The following is an 18,501-nucleotide window of genomic DNA, read 5'->3' as shown; positions in this document are numbered from 1 at the left end:
TAGACTTAAACGTTTTTTAGGCACCATAGAAAATCTTATGGGCGACAAGCTAAAACTTAGTCGCTACACGTGGCAATGCGGAGTAGATAAACTATTATATCAAGAAGGAATTCTATGGAATTGGTAAAGACCGAACGGGATACTTTGCTGCGTCCGTTACAGACGGTCAGTGGCATTGTCGAACGCCGACACTCACTGCCTATCCTTGCAAATTTGCTTATATCCAAGAATGGTCCAGACGTGTCATTCCTATCTACTGATCTTGAATTGCAAATTACTACACGAGCCGCCTTTGGAATCGGAGATGAGAGGGTAGCTACAACAGTGGCCGCACGTAAACTTGTCGATATTCTGCGTGCGATGCCAATCGGTGACGTCACTCTCACACTATCTGCAAAACGGCTTATCGTCCAGTTTGGAAAAAGTCGGTTCGTACTGCAGACGCTATCGGCCGATGAATTTCCGATGTTAGCGCAGATAAAAAACTTCGGCGCCAGCTTATCTGTATCACAGAAAACATTTAAGCAATTGCTCGGGATGGTCTATTTTGCGATGGCACAGCAAGACATTCGTTATTATTTAAACGGGATGCTTTTAGTAGTCGATGGTAATAGGCTCATGGCCGTAGCGACCGATGGTCACCGCCTTGCGTTCGCATCAATGAAGACGGATAGGGCATTTACTCGCCAGGAAATTATCATCCCCCGAAAAACGATTCTTGAGGTGCAGAGGCTGCTGGAAGATAGCGATGACCCGCTAACAATTAATATCGCACCTATGCAAGTGAAATTTATATTCGGTCAAGTAGAACTTGTGTCTAAACTGATCGAGGGTAAATTCCCGGAATTCCAGCGCTTGATTCCGAAAGGCTATAAAAATATTTTTATAGTAGATCGCGATGAATTGCAGCACTCCTTGCAGCGGGTGGCAATTCTAATGTCAGAAAAATTTAAAGGTGTACGATGTATTGCCGCACCTGGCCAGCTCAAAATTTTATCCACTAATACTGATCAGGAAGAGGCGCAGGAAGAGCTAGAAATAGCATACCATGGCGATACGCTGGATGTAGGCTTCAACGTTATATACCTGTTAGACGTGCTAGCGAACTTAAAGACCCGTATAATCGAGATTGCATTAGGTAATGATGCAACATCAAGCGCGTTAATTACAATCCCCGAGAATAAACACTTTAAGTACGTAGTAATGCCAATGCGCATATGATTGGCATCATAGAAATGACTTAGGAAGTCTACAAAATCCAGGCTAGTCAAGTTAATATTTATTTAATATTTAAGTAGTATGAGGGAATCAGAAAATTTATGACTGAACAGCAAAATCCGCAAGAAAAACCAAATGCGGATAATGGCTATGATGAGTCCTCGATCCAGATTCTAGAAGGTCTTGAGGCTGTACGAAAGCGTCCGGGCATGTATATCGGAGATACCTCAGATGGTACCGGTCTACATCATCTCGTATTTGAGGTACTCGACAACTCGATTGATGAAGCACTTGCCGGACACTGCAATGATATCCATATCGTTATCCATACAGATAACTCAATCTCTGTAACTGATAATGGCAGAGGAATCCCGACTGACATTAAGCGCGATGACAAGCATAGACCAAAGCGCAGTGCGGCCGAAATCGTAATGATTGAGTTGCACGCTGGAGGCAAGTTTGACCAGAACAGTTATAAGGTGTCAGGCGGTCTGCACGGCGTCGGTGTATCATGTGTTAATGCGCTATCCAAATGGCTACGGCTCACTGTGCTCCGAAACGGTAAGGAGCATTTACTCGAATTTTATCGAGGCGTTGTACGAGATCGCGTATTCGAGAGACGTAATAATGAAGTAGTCTCGCCAATGATTCTCGTTGGGGATACTAAAAACCGTGGTACTGAAGTGCACTTTTTGGCAGACGAAGAAATATTTGGAACTATTGCGTATCACTATGACATCCTCGCCAAGCGCATACGTGAGTTATCATTCCTAAATCATGGCGTAAGAATTCAGTTAACGGACCACCGTAGTGGAAAATCAGATAACTTCGCGCTTTCTGGCGGCGTCAAAGGTTTTGTAGAATACATTAACAAGACCAAGCAGATATTGCATCATAACATATTCCATGTCATCGGCGAAAAAGACGGTGTCGGCATCGAGATCGCAATGCAGTGGAACGATAGCTTCAATGAAACTGTCTTATGCTTTACGAATAACATCCCACAGCGGGATGGCGGAACTCATCTGACAGGGCTTCGGTCAGCATTAACACGTGTAATTAACAAGTATATTACCGATACTGATATCGCAAAAAAAGCAAAAATAGAAATAACTGGCGACGATATCCGAGAAGGGCTGTCATGTGTACTTAGTGTTAAAGCTCCGGAGCCGAAATTTAGTTCGCAGACGAAGGACAAGCTAGTGTCCTCAGAAGTGCGTGCTCCAGTCGAGGAAATCGTAGCAAAAGCTCTTGAAGAATACTTGCTTGAGACACCTAGCGATGCGAGGATCATTTGCGGAAAGATTATCGATGCCGCGAGAGCACGAGACGCTGCACGTAAGGCTCGAGAGATGACGCGCCGTAAAGGCGTGCTAGATGGTATCGGTTTACCTGGAAAGCTAGCTGATTGCCAGGAAAAAGACCCGACAAAATCTGAAATTCATATTGTGGAAGGTGATTCGGCAGGAGGTTCTGCAAAGCAGGGCCGTGATCGTAAATTTCAGGCTATTCTACCACTTCGCGGAAAAGTACTAAACGTTGAAAAAGCACGATATGATAAACTACTCTCGTCCGAACAGATTGTTACACTTATTACCGCCCTAGGTTGTGGGATCGGCAAGGATGATTATAACCTTGATAAATTGCGCTATCACCGAATCATTATTATGACTGATGCAGATGTAGATGGCGCACATATCCGCACGTTACTTCTAACGTTTTTCTATCGGCAAATGCCCTCGATAATCGAGCGAGGATACGTCTATATCGCACAACCGCCCCTATTTAAGCTAAAGTCTGGAAAAGATGAGCATTACCTGAAAGATCAGAATGAATTAAATAACTATATGCTTAAGCTAGCATTACGTGGCGCGGAGCTAGTGCCATCAAAAGGCGTGGTACCGATTGCCGGTACTGAATTAGGTGAGCTTGCGTGCTCGTATTTACTTGCTCAAGCAGTGGTGGATCGGCTGAGCAGATTCTATGATAAAGCTTTTCTTGAGGCGGTCATAGACGGCGTGACTATCGACCTAACATCTGCCGATACGACGTGTCAAACCGCAAGAGCGCTACAGGATAAGCTACATGATAGTGCGCTCAAGGTAGACGTATCGATTTCACCACAATATGACTCTGTAGGTGAGTTGCATTCGATACGCATCGATCGACAACATCACGGTAATTCTAAAACATCAATTATTGATAAAAAGCTCCTACTAACATCAGACTTCCAGCGGCTGACGAATACTGCCCATATATTTAAAGGGCTTATAGGAGCTAGTGCAATGATCAAGCGTGGCGATAGGATGATAGCTATCAGAGACTTTAAAAGCGCAATAAAATGGCTAATTGCGGATGCAGAGCGTAACGTATCGAAGCAGCGCTACAAGGGGCTTGGCGAAATGAACCCAGAGCAGCTGTGGGAAACTACAATGAACCCAGCTGAGCGTCGTTTACTACGGGTTCAGATCGAAGATGCGATCGCCGCCGATAGAATCTTTACAACGCTCATGGGTGATAACGTAGAGCCAAGACGCGAGTTTATCGAGAGCAATGCGCTACGAGCGGGGAATATTGACGCTTAAGGCATATAACGCATAAATATATATCCCCTAAAAAGTTTTTATCACTAAAAAATTTAGGTCTTTCTTTTTTTATTCGCTATCAAAAAATAAAAAATAAATCTATACTGTAAATTATGCTGTGACGGCATCTATGCCGACTTTTTTACGAATTAACAGGTTAAAGCGTTTTTATATGCTTTGTTTGTTAACGACTTTCCGGTCTCTAAATTAGGTACATTAGCTATCAGTACAGGAATACAGGAATATCTTAGTAGTTCTACGGGAAGATATACAAACTAGTATACTGATTTTATACACCTAAATTCTTTACTAGAAAAATCTTGAGTTCCCCGTATCTCGCTCCCATACACAACTGCAGCACTGCGCTTCTTTATTACGAGGGCGATGATGAGTTTTAAATTTAGCTTAAAATAAAGCTAAGACATCTAATTAGTACGCTTTAGAATTTTTGACAAACCGTAATACACTAATGACGGTTTGTAGAAGAGTTGGCAGAAGATCGGTATCAAGCGGCATAGAAAATATAGAGACTTTATTGGCACTACTAATGCGTATATAAATTTTGCAAGTAAATTGATGGGTATTAAAAATCTTATTAATATATAACCCACAATAATAGTATCCAAATTACTATTTTTTAACTTATAGCTTTCAGCGATGACAAGCTATAGATAGATTTCACAGCTTGCGTCGTATTACTTAGTCGGGCGTATACGCATGGTAGGCCCTAACGAACTCATCAAAGTTATCTACTATTTCAGCTCTCTCAATTTCAGCTTGTTGCTGTAATGAACGCACTGCAAGCTCAGAATAATAAGTATGCAGCTCCCGTGGTAGCGGTCTGGCACGCATCGCTGAGGCGTGCTGTTTGCTCTGCTCGAGTGAGAAGCGGATAAATGAATACCCGGTCGTATGCATATTTTCTAATATTCGTGCTGAAGGGGTCAGCGAAAAATCCTGAATTTTTGCACGTTGCACTGCCAGTGCAGCACAATATCGATCGCCACCTTCCTGTACATCAAGCAATGCCGCAGCTAGCTCAATTTTTTCAAGCAACTCAACGGCCCAGTCTTGTAAGAAAACTGGGCGACCATTACGAGATAACTCAAGTCCTGGGCGTCGTGCCTGTGTTACTACGAGAGCGAAGTTATTGCTTGCTTCCGCATGCTCTGCTTCATAAAATAATGGACTTTCATCGAGCGCGCAATATAATAAATACGCCTCAAGAAAACGCGTAGTATTAGACGAAATTCCGATAGCTTCGAATGGATCAATGTCAAGCAATCGAACCTCAATGTACTGCACACCACGCGATGCTAGCGCGTGAAGGGGTCTTTCACCTGCTTGCGTGACGCGCTTCGGTCGGATCATCGAATAAAGCTCGTTTTCGATCTGCAACACGTTAGTATTGATTTGCAACCACTCGCCATTGTGCTTCGTGCCAAATTGCTCATACGGAGGATAAGGTTGGCTAACTGCGTTTGCTAAGGTGCGTAGATAACCTTCTAGATTATTGAAATCTGCTCGAACTACTGACTGCCCGGATGTATTCTGGTAACCCACTAAATCGCTCATTCGAAGGCTAGTTGCATAGGGAAGAAATAATGTGTCCTCGTCAAACGTATCTAACCTATGGGGTCGTCCACGTATAAAATTTCGTGAGAGAGCAGGCGAGGCTCCAAACAGTAACATGAGTAGCCAGCTGCTACGATAGAAATTTCGAATTAGAGCAAGATATGTATCCGACTGGTATTGTCGCGGAGATATATTGACCCGATCCTGCTGTTGTAGTAAGAGAAAAATATCTTCGTGCAAAGAAAAGTTATAATGAATGCCAGCGATACACTGCATGGATTTTCCATAGCGCAGAGCCAGTCCTCGCCGGTAAACATGCTTAAGCCGTCCAATATTTGATGTGCCGTATTGCGCGATCGGAATCTGTTCCTCAGGAGGCAGAATGCAAGGCATGGATGTGTTCCACAATAACTCGTCTCCAATCGACTCATAGACGTAGCGATGCAATATATCAAGCTGCTCAAGCATGACATCGGTGGCGTGCTCAGCTGGCGTGATAATCTCAAGCAACGCTTCGGAATAATCAGTCGTCAGCTGATTATTCATCAGAGCTGAGCCTAATGAAGCCGGGTGAGGCGTGGCCTCCAGCCTGCCGTCACGCCTCACCCGCAGGCCTTCTTTCTCAATGCCTTGCAAGCCTTGAGATAGCAACGGTCGGTGTGCGGGCTGCAGCAACAAAGCTAGGCGTCGAGCGTACGTATCTGTCGTCTGAAAGGCAAGCGTGTTCTTGAACATTATTCGTATAGTAAACTAGTAGTAAATCATCTGCTACGAGAGATGTATTCACGAGTATCAGGCACTTTAACACGTATTATGCAGCATCTCTGATGCTATGTTAGAGAGCCTTTTGCTGAGGAACAACAGAATGAGTATGATAATACCGTTTATTATGGAACCGGCGGAAGTGGGTATAAAACACACTGTTAATCTCTCATTCATTATATGTACCGCATATATATACTTAAGTTAAGATTACATGTAGTGTGGCTTATCCAGATAGATAGATTCGTATAAACAAATTTATATACTGTTTTCGCCAATTTATTAATACTTCTATCAAGTAAAGTTCTTAAACAGAGAAATTAAATCGTTTATATGATATAGATAACCCTATTCAAATAGGGTGACATTTACTAGTAAACTATGCAGCGATTGCCTGTAGATAAGCAGATGATAGTTTCGAGCGGGCTTAAATATTTAAGGCAGTTATTTAGTGACCACAGTCCGGGATATGACTGGTGTGTAAAGGCATATATACGATTTTAAATTAAGATATCTAGCCACTACTTGTAGTATACGCCATAATTGCCACTACAATATATTATCCCCGTCAACGATTAAGGCGCTATATTACAACCCTTAACCTGATAAAACATAAGCTGAGCATAAATCCTGCTATCCGATATCTAGTGTTTTATAATCTAGATTATAAAACACTCTTGGATGTCACTGTATTTATACAGTAGCTAAATAACTAGCACCATAAAGAATAAGGTGTGTTAAAAAGAAATTTATCTTATTTAAGATTACCATTCCAGTACTTAGTAGCGTAAACAACTGGAATAATAGATTTTATGCTTATTTAGCTCACCGATTATGCAATTAGCATATTGCCTTATGCCAAATAAGGCTTATGTATGTCATGCGTTCAAGATGTTTAAATAGGAACTGGTATAGTTTAGTTATATAAAACTAAGGCTTTATAAAGCTATAAAGTACATTAAATGAAGAAAAGAGTTATTCTTCACGGATTTATAATGAGCGTTATGCACGAAACGCCAGAAATATTATGTTGAAACATTGTATTATAAATAATAAGCTTTATCCTTGTAAAACAACTGCTATTACACAGCAAGATTAAATGTTAATGTAAGCATCTAACTTCGCAAGACAGTAAACCGTAATCACCACCTACAGACGGGGTTAAATAGACTTACGGGCGCGAAAGTTTTAAACTTTACTTATTTCCAATAAGATATTCTTACAAGACTTATCATAATAAATCTACTTCGCTAAGTACAGAGAAACTCTGGTTTATGCAACTTCATGCACACCATAAACACATTGCGATTGTAGGCCGCTCCTAGTACAGGCAAGTCATATGTATCATCTCTTAAATCAGGTCTATAGGTATGCTACGCTTTGTCATATTTAAGGTATAGAGCTAGCTACTAGTGAGTAAGTTAGCATGTATAAGGTTTAGTGGAAATGGTTTACCTAAGTTACTGCACTATGTGAGACTAAAGCGAGTACATAACGGAATTATGTTAACACTTTCTAAATTATCATGCCCTGATACGCTTGCCTGCTTAAGTTTTCCCATTGATAGCGCGGCTCTTTGTACTTGGTCAGACCTTTGCGCTATGCTTGATATTTTTGATGTCTGACTGCAGAGATAGATTGTGTAACACCCGTATTTTCTCGACCTGAACACTCGTTTTCTATACCGCCCATTCTGCTGGGAGCGTGCGCATGACTAGGATCGTGCTTCAACTAATACTAATGCTTGCAGCAATTTTAATTGCTTCTGCATTATTTACGAACGCGCTAGAACACTTAGGAAAACGGATGCAGCTATCTGATGGTGTGACGGGCTCATTATTAGCCGCGGTCGGCACTGCTCTACCCGAGACGTCAATTCCGTTAATTGCTATTCTCTCCGGACACGGAGAGCTCCTCAACGAGGAAATTAGTATAGGAGCTATTCTGGGTGCGCCGTTGATGCTAGCAACGCTATCTACGTGTCTAATGACCGTCTCCGTACTGGGCCAGCGCGGTCTCTTTGGACGTATATATCCAGAAGCCAGCGGTATCAAACGCGATCTAAACTATTTTTTATATGGATTTTTTTTATCAGCTGTTGCGATGTATGTGCCGCATACGCATATAGTAGTACGGGCGGGATTGAGCATTGCTCTCATATGTGTGTATCTACACTACGTGTATATGACGTTACAAGCATCACAAGCGTTAGTGGATAGCGGGCACAGTACGACAGTACTAGACCTTATGTATCTCTCCCATATTGGCATCCAAACACGCCTTATAACGATTTTATTGCAGTTAGGTATTGCGTTAGTTTTACTGGTTAGTAGTGCAAAAGGATTCATGCATTATATAGATCAGTACTCCCAGTATCTGGGAGTATCGCCGCTTTTGTTGTCGCTGATAATGATCCCAATCGCTACGGAGTTACCAGAAAAGATTAATACCATTTTATGGGTGCGGTGCGGCAAAGATACTCTCGCATTTTCAAACCTAACCGGCGCAATGGTGTTTCAAGGAACAATTCTCCCAGCTCTTGGTATTATTCTTACCCCATGGCAACCATGTCTTGAGGCGCTAACTAGTATCGCAATCACACTAACTGCAGTAGCTTGGTGCCAAGTACTATTACGAGACCGCGGCCTACCGATTTGGGCCTTGCTGTTTAACGGCATCTTCTATGTGGCCTATCTAGGCATGATGTTAACATACTCCTAAAGTATGCCTGCAACTGCACCAAAAACGGCAGCTTCCCGAATTCGGTGCATGTTCAATTAGCCCGTGATGCACCACAAAGCAAAGTAATGTTTAGCTCTTAGATCTAATCTATGTTGTAGCATTACATAGTACTGCGCAATGTATGAGCAGCAGCTACCATATTGCGTAGCGCCGGAATAACTTCTGACCATGTGCGCGTTTTTAAGCCGCAATCTGGATTGACCCATAAGCGCTGGGCTGGTATACGCTTAGCTGCTTTTTGCATTAAGTGAATAATATGCTCTTGGGTTGGAATATTGGGTGAATGAATATCGTATACACCTGGTCCTATCTCGTTTGGATAGTTAAAGTGATCGAATGCATCAAGCAATTCCATATCTGAGCGCGATGTTTCGATTGTGATGACGTCTGCATCCATATCTGCAATAGATGCAATGATGTCGTTAAACTCAGAATAGCACATATGCGTGTGGATTTGTGTATTATCTCGCACACCGTTAGCTGCAATTCGAAACGCACCGATCGCCCACTGCAAGTACTCATGCCATTGGGCTTTACGTAGCGGTAAACCCTCGCGTAAAGCTGCTTCATCAATTTGAATCACACGTATGCCAGCGCTCTCTAGGTCCAACACTTCTTCTCGGATAGCTAACGCAAGTTGCTGACACGATACAGTACGTGGCTGGTCATCACGTACAAACGACCAATTCAGGATTGTGACGGGTCCGGTCAACATACCCTTCATCGGTCTGTGAGTAAGCGACTGCGCATATTGAATCCATTTGACCGTCATCGGCTTAGGCCGAAGAATATCACCGAACATAATCGGCGGTTTTACGCAACGCGAGCCATACGACTGAACCCAACCAAACTGGCTAAATGCATAGCCTTCAAGTTGCTCGCCAAAATACTCAACCATATCATTTCGCTCTGCCTCACCATGCACTAGCACGTCGAGTCCCAGCGATTCCTGTTCGCGCACGCTATGCGCGATCTGCTCTCGCATAGCGGTGTTGTAACTCGACTCGCTTAATTCACCTTGTTTGAAAAGACTACGTGCCCGCCGTATTTCTTCTGTTTGTGGAAATGATCCGATTGTTGTTGTCGGATACGGTGGTAGTTGCAACTGCTCTCGTTGCTTATGTGTACGCTCCGAATAAGGGCTAGTGCGGCGCTCCATATTAGCGTTGATACGCGCAAGCGCTTCCTTGACGGCTGGATTGTGTACGCGCGTTGATATTTTACGCGCTGAAATAGCCATCTGATTATCTCGAAGTTCTCTCTCTACGAAGTGCCTGCCATTATTTAGAGCGGCAGACAGAGTACTTAGTTCATTCAGTTTTTGAAGTGCAAATGAAAGCCATGAGCGAAGTTCTGTATCGAGCTTATACTCGCTCGTTATATCTACCGGAACATGCAGCAGTGAGCACGACGGAGCCAGCCAAAGACGATTCCCAAGTTTTTCATGGATTGGCTCAAGCCAGTCGAGTGTTGCAGCAAGATTAGCTCTCCAAATATTACGACCATTAACAACACCAAGTGACAGAACACAATCTACTGGTAACTTCCTAATCACATCAAGGATCTCATCGCGAGCATTAAATGCGTCCACGTGCAAACCTTGAACTGGCAAGCGGCATGCAAGTGCTAGATTCTCTCTTAATTGCCCAAAGTAGGTGGCTAACAGTAGCTTAACATGATTGGTATTCAGCGTACTGTAGGTACTTACAAAAGCCTGCTGCCATATTGGCTCAAGCTCAGTAACAAGGATTGGCTCGTCAATCTGCACCCATTCAGCACCGCATATGGCTAGCTCAGCTAACAATTGCACATAGATTGGTAATAGTCTCGGTAAGAGTGCGAGTTTATCTGAGTTATCCTTAGTTTTTCCAAGCCAGAGATATGTCAGCGGCCCGATAATTACTGGTTTGGCTTTTACATTAAGGCGACGTGCCTGTCTAAACTCATCGATCAGTCGAGAGGCGTCAAGTGAAAATACGGTAGATTTGCTTAACTCTGGTACAATATAGTGATAGTTAGTATCAAACCACTTAGTCATCTCGCTGGCCTGAACACCGCCACATGTTTCATCCGCTGCCGAACGCCCTCGAGCAATCCGAAAATAATTATCTAGTGAATCGCCAGATAGACCGCGCACTCGTTCCGGCAGGTTGCCGAGAGTAAAACTCATATCAAGTACCTGATCATAAAATGCAAAATCACCTACTGGTGACCAGTCTAATTGCGACTGGTCAGTCCAATGTTGCTGGCGTAATTCAGCGCCCGCTGCCTTTAATGCATCCAGAGATGATTGTCCTTTCCAGTAGGACTCAAGCGCGAATTTTAGTTCTCGCTTCGCGCCGATACGCGGAAAGCCTAAATTGTGCGTGATAGCCATAATTCCTAAATAGGGATGTTAAAGTAAATTAACTATATGGGTGCAGATACATGAGAAAAAGTGATAATATTTCATACATGCATTAATTATTATCATGGTTTAATATGCTCGAACGTATTCACCTCGAGATTGTGCGCGAGGTTGACCGGAAAGGTTCATTGACTGCCGCAGCCGAGGTGCTGTGCTTGACCCAGTCAGCGTTAAGCCATACAGTTAAAAAGATGGAACAGATGCTGGCTACCGCAGTCTGGCGTCGAAAAGGCCGAAATCTTCGGCTTACTCAGGCCGGAGAATATCTATTATCAGTTGCTAATCGTGTATTACCTCAGCTAGAGTATGCTCAGGTACACCTGTCTCAGTATGCGCAGGGAGCACGTGGCACGCTGCGTATCGGGATGGAATGCCATCCATGCTACCAATGGTTGCTTAAAGTGGTATCACCTTATTTAGCACAATGGCCGGACGTTGATGTGGATGTGAAGCAAAAGTTTCAGTTCGGCGGCATTGGCGCATTGTTTGTCTATGACATCGACATCTTGGTTACACCCGATCCGTTATGCCGATCGGGTATTTGCTTCGAGCCCGTATTTAACTACGAACAAGTACTAGTAGTTCAGCGCGGACACGCATTAACACGTAGTACACATGTCGAGCCGGCGCAGTTAAGAGACGAGGTTTTAATTACCTATCCAGTTGATATCGATCGGCTCGATGTATATATGCAATTTCTAGTGCCGGCTGGTGTTCGGCCCAAGTGTCATAAAACTATCGAAACTACTGACATTATGGTACAAATGGTTGCTAGCGGCCGTGGTGTTGCCACATTACCTTTCTGGTTGGTTCGGGAATACTCAGATAAAATGCCTATCGAGTCAGTAAGACTGGGACGTGATGGTATTGCTAAGCAGATTTTTGTCGGTATGCGTGAAGCAGATATTAACACTGACTATCTCGATGCTTTCGTCGCGCTTGCTCGCCAATCGCACTGTTTATAGCGCTTTTCAACAGTGCGATTGGCTATACTTATTCCTAAGGCACATGCAACAGGTGTGAATAGGTATATAGTACGTGGTTTGAATTAGGTATGCCTATCTTACTCAATTTAAAATATTAAGTGCTTCAGCCTTACTGCCTCTCCTATATCATTTTATATGGACCATGGCAGTCATATTCTAACTACTTAAGATGTATAAGGCGGTGTACTACTAACGATATGATCTAGCATCGTATAGCTTGATTCGTAAAATAAGTCTTTATATGGCCATAGATCCTGGATCTCACAAGTTACCTTAATACAGGCGTATTACGTATTTAGCGGAGTACCAACCAATAGTATAATCAGGGCTGTTTTCTACTGGCCCGATAACGTAGTTATGCGCTTATTAAACTAATGTTAAGTTAGCGGCGTAAAGTACGAAAGAGGCAACGTATAGAAACTGAGGTTGTATAAGCCGTATAGATACTAGTTCAAAACCGCTCCATAGCGCTTATAGAAAAACCCCCGACTTAGCTGCTGAGCGCGTGCCCAGAACTGGCATATTGCTAATGCCATAATAGGTAAAAACAAGCGAAAACTTAATATCATCCGATAGGTTTAGACCCGCTGAATGTAATGTATTACAGTGAAAGAACACTACATCGCCCAAATTTAAACTTGGGGAAATAGCTGTGCTAATCAATTCTATATTCTCTGGCATATCAACTCGGAAAAACTTAGATTTATCGAAACGTGTAGCAGATAAATCTAATATATGCGATCCAGGAACAAACCGTAGTGCGCCATTTTCTTTACTCTCTATACCAAGCGCGAGCCATACTGATATGAGGTTATCTTTCATAAATGCCCAGTACCGGACATCTCGGTGCCAGCCTGTTAGGCTTCCGTATGTCGGGTGCTTAGTCATCAAGCAATTGTGATGTACAAGCGAGAGTGCGACGCGCTCGTTAAAGTATAGCTCTATCCGGTTGAGAATTTCTATTGATTGTGCTAACTTGCGATAAATTTTACTTCGTGCATAAGCATTTAGCAAACGGCGCACAGTATTGCCACCCGGCGCGGCACGTGATTTTGGTGCGCCTGAATAGCGCAAGTCTGACTCAAATTCAATAGCCCCTTCTAGCCGTGCTAGCTCGGTACGAGCCGTATTCTTAATTGCTTTGCAAAGCTCGGCTGGCAATAGTCCGGGTATGACGACAAAACCGTCCTGCCTCAATAACTCGATCTGCCCTCTATTTGATAAATACTCCGCCATTGCATATCCGGTTCAATGACTTAGATTCTAATAATTTTACGCGTAGTAACGTGTAGAGCGTTTTAAGTTTTATTTTTACTCTCGAACCCATGCGCATCGACATAGACGATGCCGCTATTAGTAATCTACATTAGGCGTACAATCTAAATCTGTACATTAAAATTTACATTTTTTAATCTTAGCGTCGCCTGCTTTGTGTTATCCGCATTAAAGAGCCTCAACGGTAATGCTTAATTATGCATTTCTAATAGTATCTCTATATAGAAATCTTCTAGGAAGCTAGTAATAACATACCCAATATTCGTTTTATGCTGACCACACACAGCTTGAAGCTTTGACTAAAGCCGATAAGCTATGATAAAAAAATCAGCGTATCTAGAAGTAAATAATATTAGCTATGCACACAGGACACTAGCAACTCAAAACACTCGGTCAAACGCACCCCATATCAGCGTTCTATCCCCAGTTTAATTAATCTCAACAGTGTTCCCCCTTGATTTGTAGAATGAATAACCGAGCAACAACCCCATTAATATACCCATAACTTTATCTGGCAGCGTATTTCTGGGCTCCCCAGGGATGTTAATCGGCGCCTAGCTACGCGATTGACTACCCAATTAGAATAATAGCAGCCATAATCAGAATGGCGAAAGTTAGTTCGGACCTTTGGAAATAACGTCGGTACACAGAATAAGTGTATTCTATCCTCTAAATTCTGAATCTACCCCTAGTGGCTAGGTGTAGTGATAAGGATGCTTATGAGAATACCCTTAAGTAAGGGATATACGCGAGCTGGCATCGTACTACGACTTTTATAACTCAGCCCATTCGTTCGTCAGGCCCTAATTGGGCATACGCACTTATCTGGGTTATCTTATTAGGAGCTAGCATCACCACTGGATACAAGGTAAAGGCATTATTGCAATAATTTTATTAACACTATTAGGGATTAATAATCTATGGAACTATAGATGCCGAACCCTATGTCATATTTTATGAACCTTAAGGAATTTGTTTTTTCTAATACCAACCTATACGGTTGTCTTTAATACAGTATAATGTACATACAAAATACTAATATCTTTTAACTTAGGTGTAATCTAACCTGGTTATATCTCCAAAGCTAGATTCCTATTACTTAGTCGACTATCTAAGAGTATAGCCAGGTATATCATACTATACACCTGCATTCCAGCACTAATGCAGATAATCCTAAGGATTATTAAAGGTCTTTTTATAATATGTTCGCTTCTGCCATTTTTAAACTTCAAAGTATCCGTCTAAAAGCACATATGTAACCCGCTCTTACGTTAGGCGCTGGCTAGTACGGCAAGTGTAGCTTGTGGTGCTCGCAATCTGTTCTCGTGCATGTCTTGGGTAGCTTTAGCGTAGCGCTCCTGGTCTGGATAATGACTCCTAATTTTAGATACTAGCAGAGCAGCTAGAATTCCTACAACAGCGATTATGACCATAATTTTGATTAGAGTAAAACCACCCTGGCGTGTTGTTGGTGTGTTGACTGGGTGCTGAATCGTTTGTTTTGCATACCTCATTTTCCACCTCGTTATGCAAATTAACTAAAAAATAGCGCGACGAGTTAGCGTATAGGCACTAATTGACCAGCTAAATGCCACAAAGTATTTGAAGCTTTTATCAGGATTATCACACAGATAAAGCATTGCGCATTCCTTATAAAGCTATGAAGCACTTACCACTTATTAGCTATATTAAGTAATTAATGCGTCGCTAACGCATCAGGCTTATCTCACTCGCTTGATTTAAATTTTTATGTACAACTCTAGTTTGTATCGTTTCTACTGGGCGTCAACTAGTACGTCGAAAGACGATTAGGCTCGAAAAGCCGCGTATCTCGAAGCTTAATCACTAAAAATTCCTTGTTTTATGTATAACTTTTTTATACAACGTGTCTAGCACAAGATGTCAAGTATAGTGACTATTATGCATATATAATTATGCTTATTAAGTGGTGAAAGTATATTGAAGCGCATTCCCTATAGCTCCAATTTAATTATTACCGCCATTCTACTGAATGAGCCGGTCTGTCATAACAGTAGGCTCTGTAGAGAGATGTGCATGTGACTACAAGATTAATAATCAAGATTGGTGTACCACGTATCATTCTTTCCAGTAGATTACTCTATCACGCCTTATTCTATAAGGAAGTGAAAAGCGGATATATTTTATCGTAGATAAATATCTGTATCCTGCCTAATCTTTAAGGACAGGCATACATGATTCAATAATCAGCGCTTTATCCTGCTGGCGAAAACAGCTCTTTGACCCCTAGAATTGCCCCTGTAGGAGAGTAGTATTTAACACTAAAGTCGGAAGTGATATTCACATTATTAGCTATATAGTTAATACGAGGTGACTAGACTAAACAGTCTCTATAGTCACATAGTGTGCTCGCAGCGTTAAATTTTTTCACACCATACTCTATAGTTGTTTGGATGTAGATAAGACCGGACCGTTCAATCATATCCTAGCAATCCATACTAGTGGAGGTGCGGCTGTCATTATAAATGATGTCGAATCGGTAAAATATAGATAGCTAACTGGTACGTAGAGTAATACGAAGCGGGAATAAGACATCGCGTAGACGATTATCCATATAAGCTGAATCAGCTTGCCGAAAAAATTGATTTAGTGAAATTTCGGTTGAATTACACTACACCATAGGGTCGCTATAATCACAAAAGCCCTGACATTATTTGTTGTCAACGATGGGTGGGTTTTCTAGGCCAGATATTATCTGGCCTGATAATTAATATGCGCTATCTACTAATCCCTAAATCTAGGAGAGATAAGTATCCGCTTATATTAATAATATTTAAATTCTAAGGCTCCTAGATATTACCTAATTATATGTTTGCATTAGCGACGTTGTCAATTTATGCGGAATAGGTGCTCGCTATACGCTTTACGCCACATCCCGAACATGCAGCGGATGTGGCGTAAGAAAATTATACTTATTCGGGGTAGAACGGCTGACGCCGTCAATACTCAACGCCTATTAACGGCGTCTTTAAATGCCTTTCCAGCAGTGAACTTGATCGTTTTTACAGCGGGAATCTTAATCGTCTCACCCGTCTTTGGGTTACGACCAATCCGCTCAGCGCGAGTGCCAGAGCTGAAACTGCCGAAGCCAATTAACTGGATACTGTCTCCCTTGGAAACAGCGTTCTTAATAACATCGAACAGCGTATCGAGTATCTCGCTAGTTTGCAGCTTGCTGGCACTAGCCTGTAAAGAGACTGTGTCGATCAGTTCCTGTTTGTTCATACGTATCCTTTAAAGTCAGTTAATTATGAGCGCTATAAACGCGCCGATTATACGTGCGCGCACTAGCCCCCCCCCGCGTCAAGTCCTATAACTGTGACTAAAGCATTCCTAGAATTATCTCGTCGATTTGGTATTAGCACTGCTACTTCCCAATTGTGGCTAGTACACTTCTTATGTGTATAAGAATGGCACTTTCCATAAAAAACTATGGCAAATACTTTATAAAAATGGGTTTAGGACAATTTATCCGATCTTTCATATGCTGAATGTGGTATGTACTAAGAAGTAGATAGTATGGCCCCACTACTTTTAGATCTCGATAATTAGCGGTTTGTTTTGCATGAGAGCTCCATACGCTATGCTTTTACTATTTCGCAAGATCCATAAAAGCGCAACAGAAACATCGACTAGTTATGACGAATTCCTATCTATCGACAACTAGCAATACAAGCCATATTTGTAATCATTCTGGATGTGGCTTGCGTCCTAGACTAATACGCAAGCCACATGTATTCTACGCTGGATAGCTATCGTCTGGCCTTTAGTAAAAAACGCTTATCTGCAATAACGCCTAGGCGTATACAGTCTAATCCACTAGTGCTAATAGCTCTATCTTAGTAGCTTTACTTCATATACTAATTATAGTCTATAGACACCTACTGTTTTATAGCCGATGCTTAAAGGTAACTAAAGTTGACATTACATTTACCACTTATCACTTAACCGGGTATAATCAAGGATACCCTTGTAGCTCTCACTAGCTTGCACTGTAATCTGCGAGATACAGCAACTAGCTTTATATACTGATCATAAAATTACGTCGGCCACTTCATGTAATGGGTAATGCTGCGCTATGAACGTGTAATCTTTCCACCATAAAACGCAGGGCATTAGATCAAGCGAAAATTTCGGTATTAATAGACGTTTTTATCCCGATAATTACGTAATATTGTGGCTACTAAGTGTGAACTTTTTATGTATCGAGAGAGCTAACGGGTATTAGAAATATTTGACACAAACTGCCAATACCTTTATGGGGCTCGCTATTTTTCTTTAGGTATTAATTAAAGATCAACTAATGATTAATGCTAGCTACAATAAACATAAGGAACACGAACTTAAACAAGCAGTATACTAAAGCGATAAGAATTCTTCTCCGCTGAAGCGCATGACGCGCCTCAATCGACCGGAGCACGGGGTATAGAAGAGATATAGTGAGATTGTGGAAGTCTATGCCGATTAGAGGCAGCTCTAACCGAAAGGTTCAGGGAGGCTTATAAGCTGATTGCTGATAGTGCATCGAAATTTTCGATGGTGATGATGGCTAATCAATTTCTCTCTAGTAGGAATCTAAGTAAGCCCTAGAAACTGGATCGGAAGCCTAGCTGATGAATTCAATTAGTTTAGTTACCCCTTGTGTTTTCCCTGATGTATACCGTAGATAAAAGTATAAATTACCGCCGTGTGACACAGAATAATTTCTGACTGCGAGCTTACGTTAAAAACATGTTAGACATATGCAATGCGCACCATACATTTTTATGTAGACTTCTCACTTTAGTAAGTAGCTATTTCAATTAAGATAATTAATATTATTATTAGGATAGGTATTCCTTGAATATATACTACCATATTTAAATAATATAATTATTTAAGAGATACATAATACTTATATTCATGGGTATAA

Annotated in this window: 8 protein-coding genes and 1 pseudogene; 4 read left to right on the top strand and 5 right to left on the bottom strand. The window is 41.9% G+C overall.

Annotated elements, in window-relative coordinates; all coding sequences use genetic code 11:
- The first annotated feature begins 114 nt into the window (after nucleotides 1-114).
- Both dnaN and gyrB read left to right on the top strand, forming a co-directional pair.
- A complete protein-coding gene (dnaN, locus tag KW136_RS00045; RefSeq protein ID WP_216796279.1) occupies nucleotides 115-1,221 on the top strand; it encodes a DNA polymerase III subunit beta in 1,107 nt (368 codons plus the stop codon).
- 98 nt (nucleotides 1,222-1,319) lie between these two features.
- Nucleotides 1,320-3,803, top strand: coding sequence for a DNA topoisomerase (ATP-hydrolyzing) subunit B (gyrB, locus tag KW136_RS00040; protein ID WP_216796277.1), 2,484 nt, complete (start codon nucleotides 1,320-1,322; stop codon nucleotides 3,801-3,803).
- 699 nt (nucleotides 3,804-4,502) lie between these two features.
- Here the strand turns inward: gyrB and gshA are convergent.
- Nucleotides 4,503-6,113, bottom strand: coding sequence for a glutamate--cysteine ligase (gene gshA, locus KW136_RS00035; RefSeq protein WP_216796275.1), 1,611 nt, complete (start codon nucleotides 6,111-6,113; stop codon nucleotides 4,503-4,505).
- A 1,737-nt stretch (nucleotides 6,114-7,850) separates the two neighbouring features.
- Here gshA and KW136_RS00030 point away from each other — a divergent pair.
- Entirely contained in the window at nucleotides 7,851-8,861 is a 1,011-nt protein-coding gene (locus tag KW136_RS00030; protein ID WP_216796273.1) for a sodium:calcium antiporter, read from the top strand.
- A gap of 121 nt (nucleotides 8,862-8,982) precedes the next feature.
- Here KW136_RS00030 and metE read toward each other — a convergent pair whose 3' ends face one another.
- On the bottom strand, nucleotides 8,983-11,259 hold the full coding sequence (metE, locus tag KW136_RS00025) for a 5-methyltetrahydropteroyltriglutamate--homocysteine S-methyltransferase (protein ID WP_216796271.1): 2,277 nt from the start codon (nucleotides 11,257-11,259) through the stop codon (nucleotides 8,983-8,985).
- A 104-nt stretch (nucleotides 11,260-11,363) separates the two neighbouring features.
- Here metE and KW136_RS00020 point away from each other — a divergent pair, with 104 nt between their 5' ends.
- Nucleotides 11,364-12,254 (top strand): LysR family transcriptional regulator, encoded by an 891-nt coding sequence (locus KW136_RS00020; protein ID WP_216796269.1) that lies wholly within the window; start codon nucleotides 11,364-11,366, stop codon nucleotides 12,252-12,254.
- Between the two features lie 492 nt (nucleotides 12,255-12,746).
- Here KW136_RS00020 and KW136_RS00015 read toward each other — a convergent pair whose 3' ends face one another.
- From KW136_RS00015 to KW136_RS00005, 3 genes and pseudogenes are all read right to left on the bottom strand, one after another.
- Nucleotides 12,747-13,511: a phytanoyl-CoA dioxygenase family protein gene (locus tag KW136_RS00015; RefSeq protein ID WP_216796267.1), complete on the bottom strand. Its 765-nt coding sequence runs from the start codon at nucleotides 13,509-13,511 to the stop codon at nucleotides 12,747-12,749.
- A 1,367-nt stretch (nucleotides 13,512-14,878) separates the two neighbouring features.
- Nucleotides 14,879-15,064, bottom strand: a pseudogene (locus tag KW136_RS00010) (type II secretion system protein GspG); the annotation flags it as partial.
- A 1,471-nt stretch (nucleotides 15,065-16,535) separates the two neighbouring features.
- Entirely contained in the window at nucleotides 16,536-16,814 is a 279-nt protein-coding gene (locus KW136_RS00005) for an HU family DNA-binding protein (protein ID WP_216796263.1), read from the bottom strand.
- Between the last annotated feature and the right edge of the window lie 1,687 nt (nucleotides 16,815-18,501).

The sequence above is a fragment of the Candidatus Vallotiella hemipterorum genome (assembly GCF_910593725.1).
GTDB classification, from domain to species: Bacteria; Pseudomonadota; Gammaproteobacteria; order Burkholderiales; family Burkholderiaceae; genus Mycetohabitans; species Mycetohabitans hemipterorum.
Note: the sequence above shows the minus strand (reverse complement) of the source record. Positions and strands in the feature narration are given on the sequence as shown.

What these genes read in the sequence shown, in the direction of transcription:
- dnaN (WP_216796279.1), top strand. Translation starts at nt 115, where the DNA reads ATGGAATTGGTAAAGACCGAACGGGATACTTTGCTGCGTCCGTTACAG.
- gyrB (WP_216796277.1), top strand. Translation starts at nt 1,320, where the DNA reads ATGACTGAACAGCAAAATCCGCAAGAAAAACCAAATGCGGATAATGGC.
- gshA (WP_216796275.1), bottom strand. Translation starts at nt 6,113, where the DNA reads ATGTTCAAGAACACGCTTGCCTTTCAGACGACAGATACGTACGCTCGA.
- KW136_RS00030 (WP_216796273.1), top strand. Translation starts at nt 7,851, where the DNA reads ATGACTAGGATCGTGCTTCAACTAATACTAATGCTTGCAGCAATTTTA.
- metE (WP_216796271.1), bottom strand. Translation starts at nt 11,259, where the DNA reads ATGGCTATCACGCACAATTTAGGCTTTCCGCGTATCGGCGCGAAGCGA.
- KW136_RS00020 (WP_216796269.1), top strand. Translation starts at nt 11,364, where the DNA reads ATGCTCGAACGTATTCACCTCGAGATTGTGCGCGAGGTTGACCGGAAA.
- KW136_RS00015 (WP_216796267.1), bottom strand. Translation starts at nt 13,511, where the DNA reads ATGGCGGAGTATTTATCAAATAGAGGGCAGATCGAGTTATTGAGGCAG.
- KW136_RS00005 (WP_216796263.1), bottom strand. Translation starts at nt 16,814, where the DNA reads ATGAACAAACAGGAACTGATCGACACAGTCTCTTTACAGGCTAGTGCC.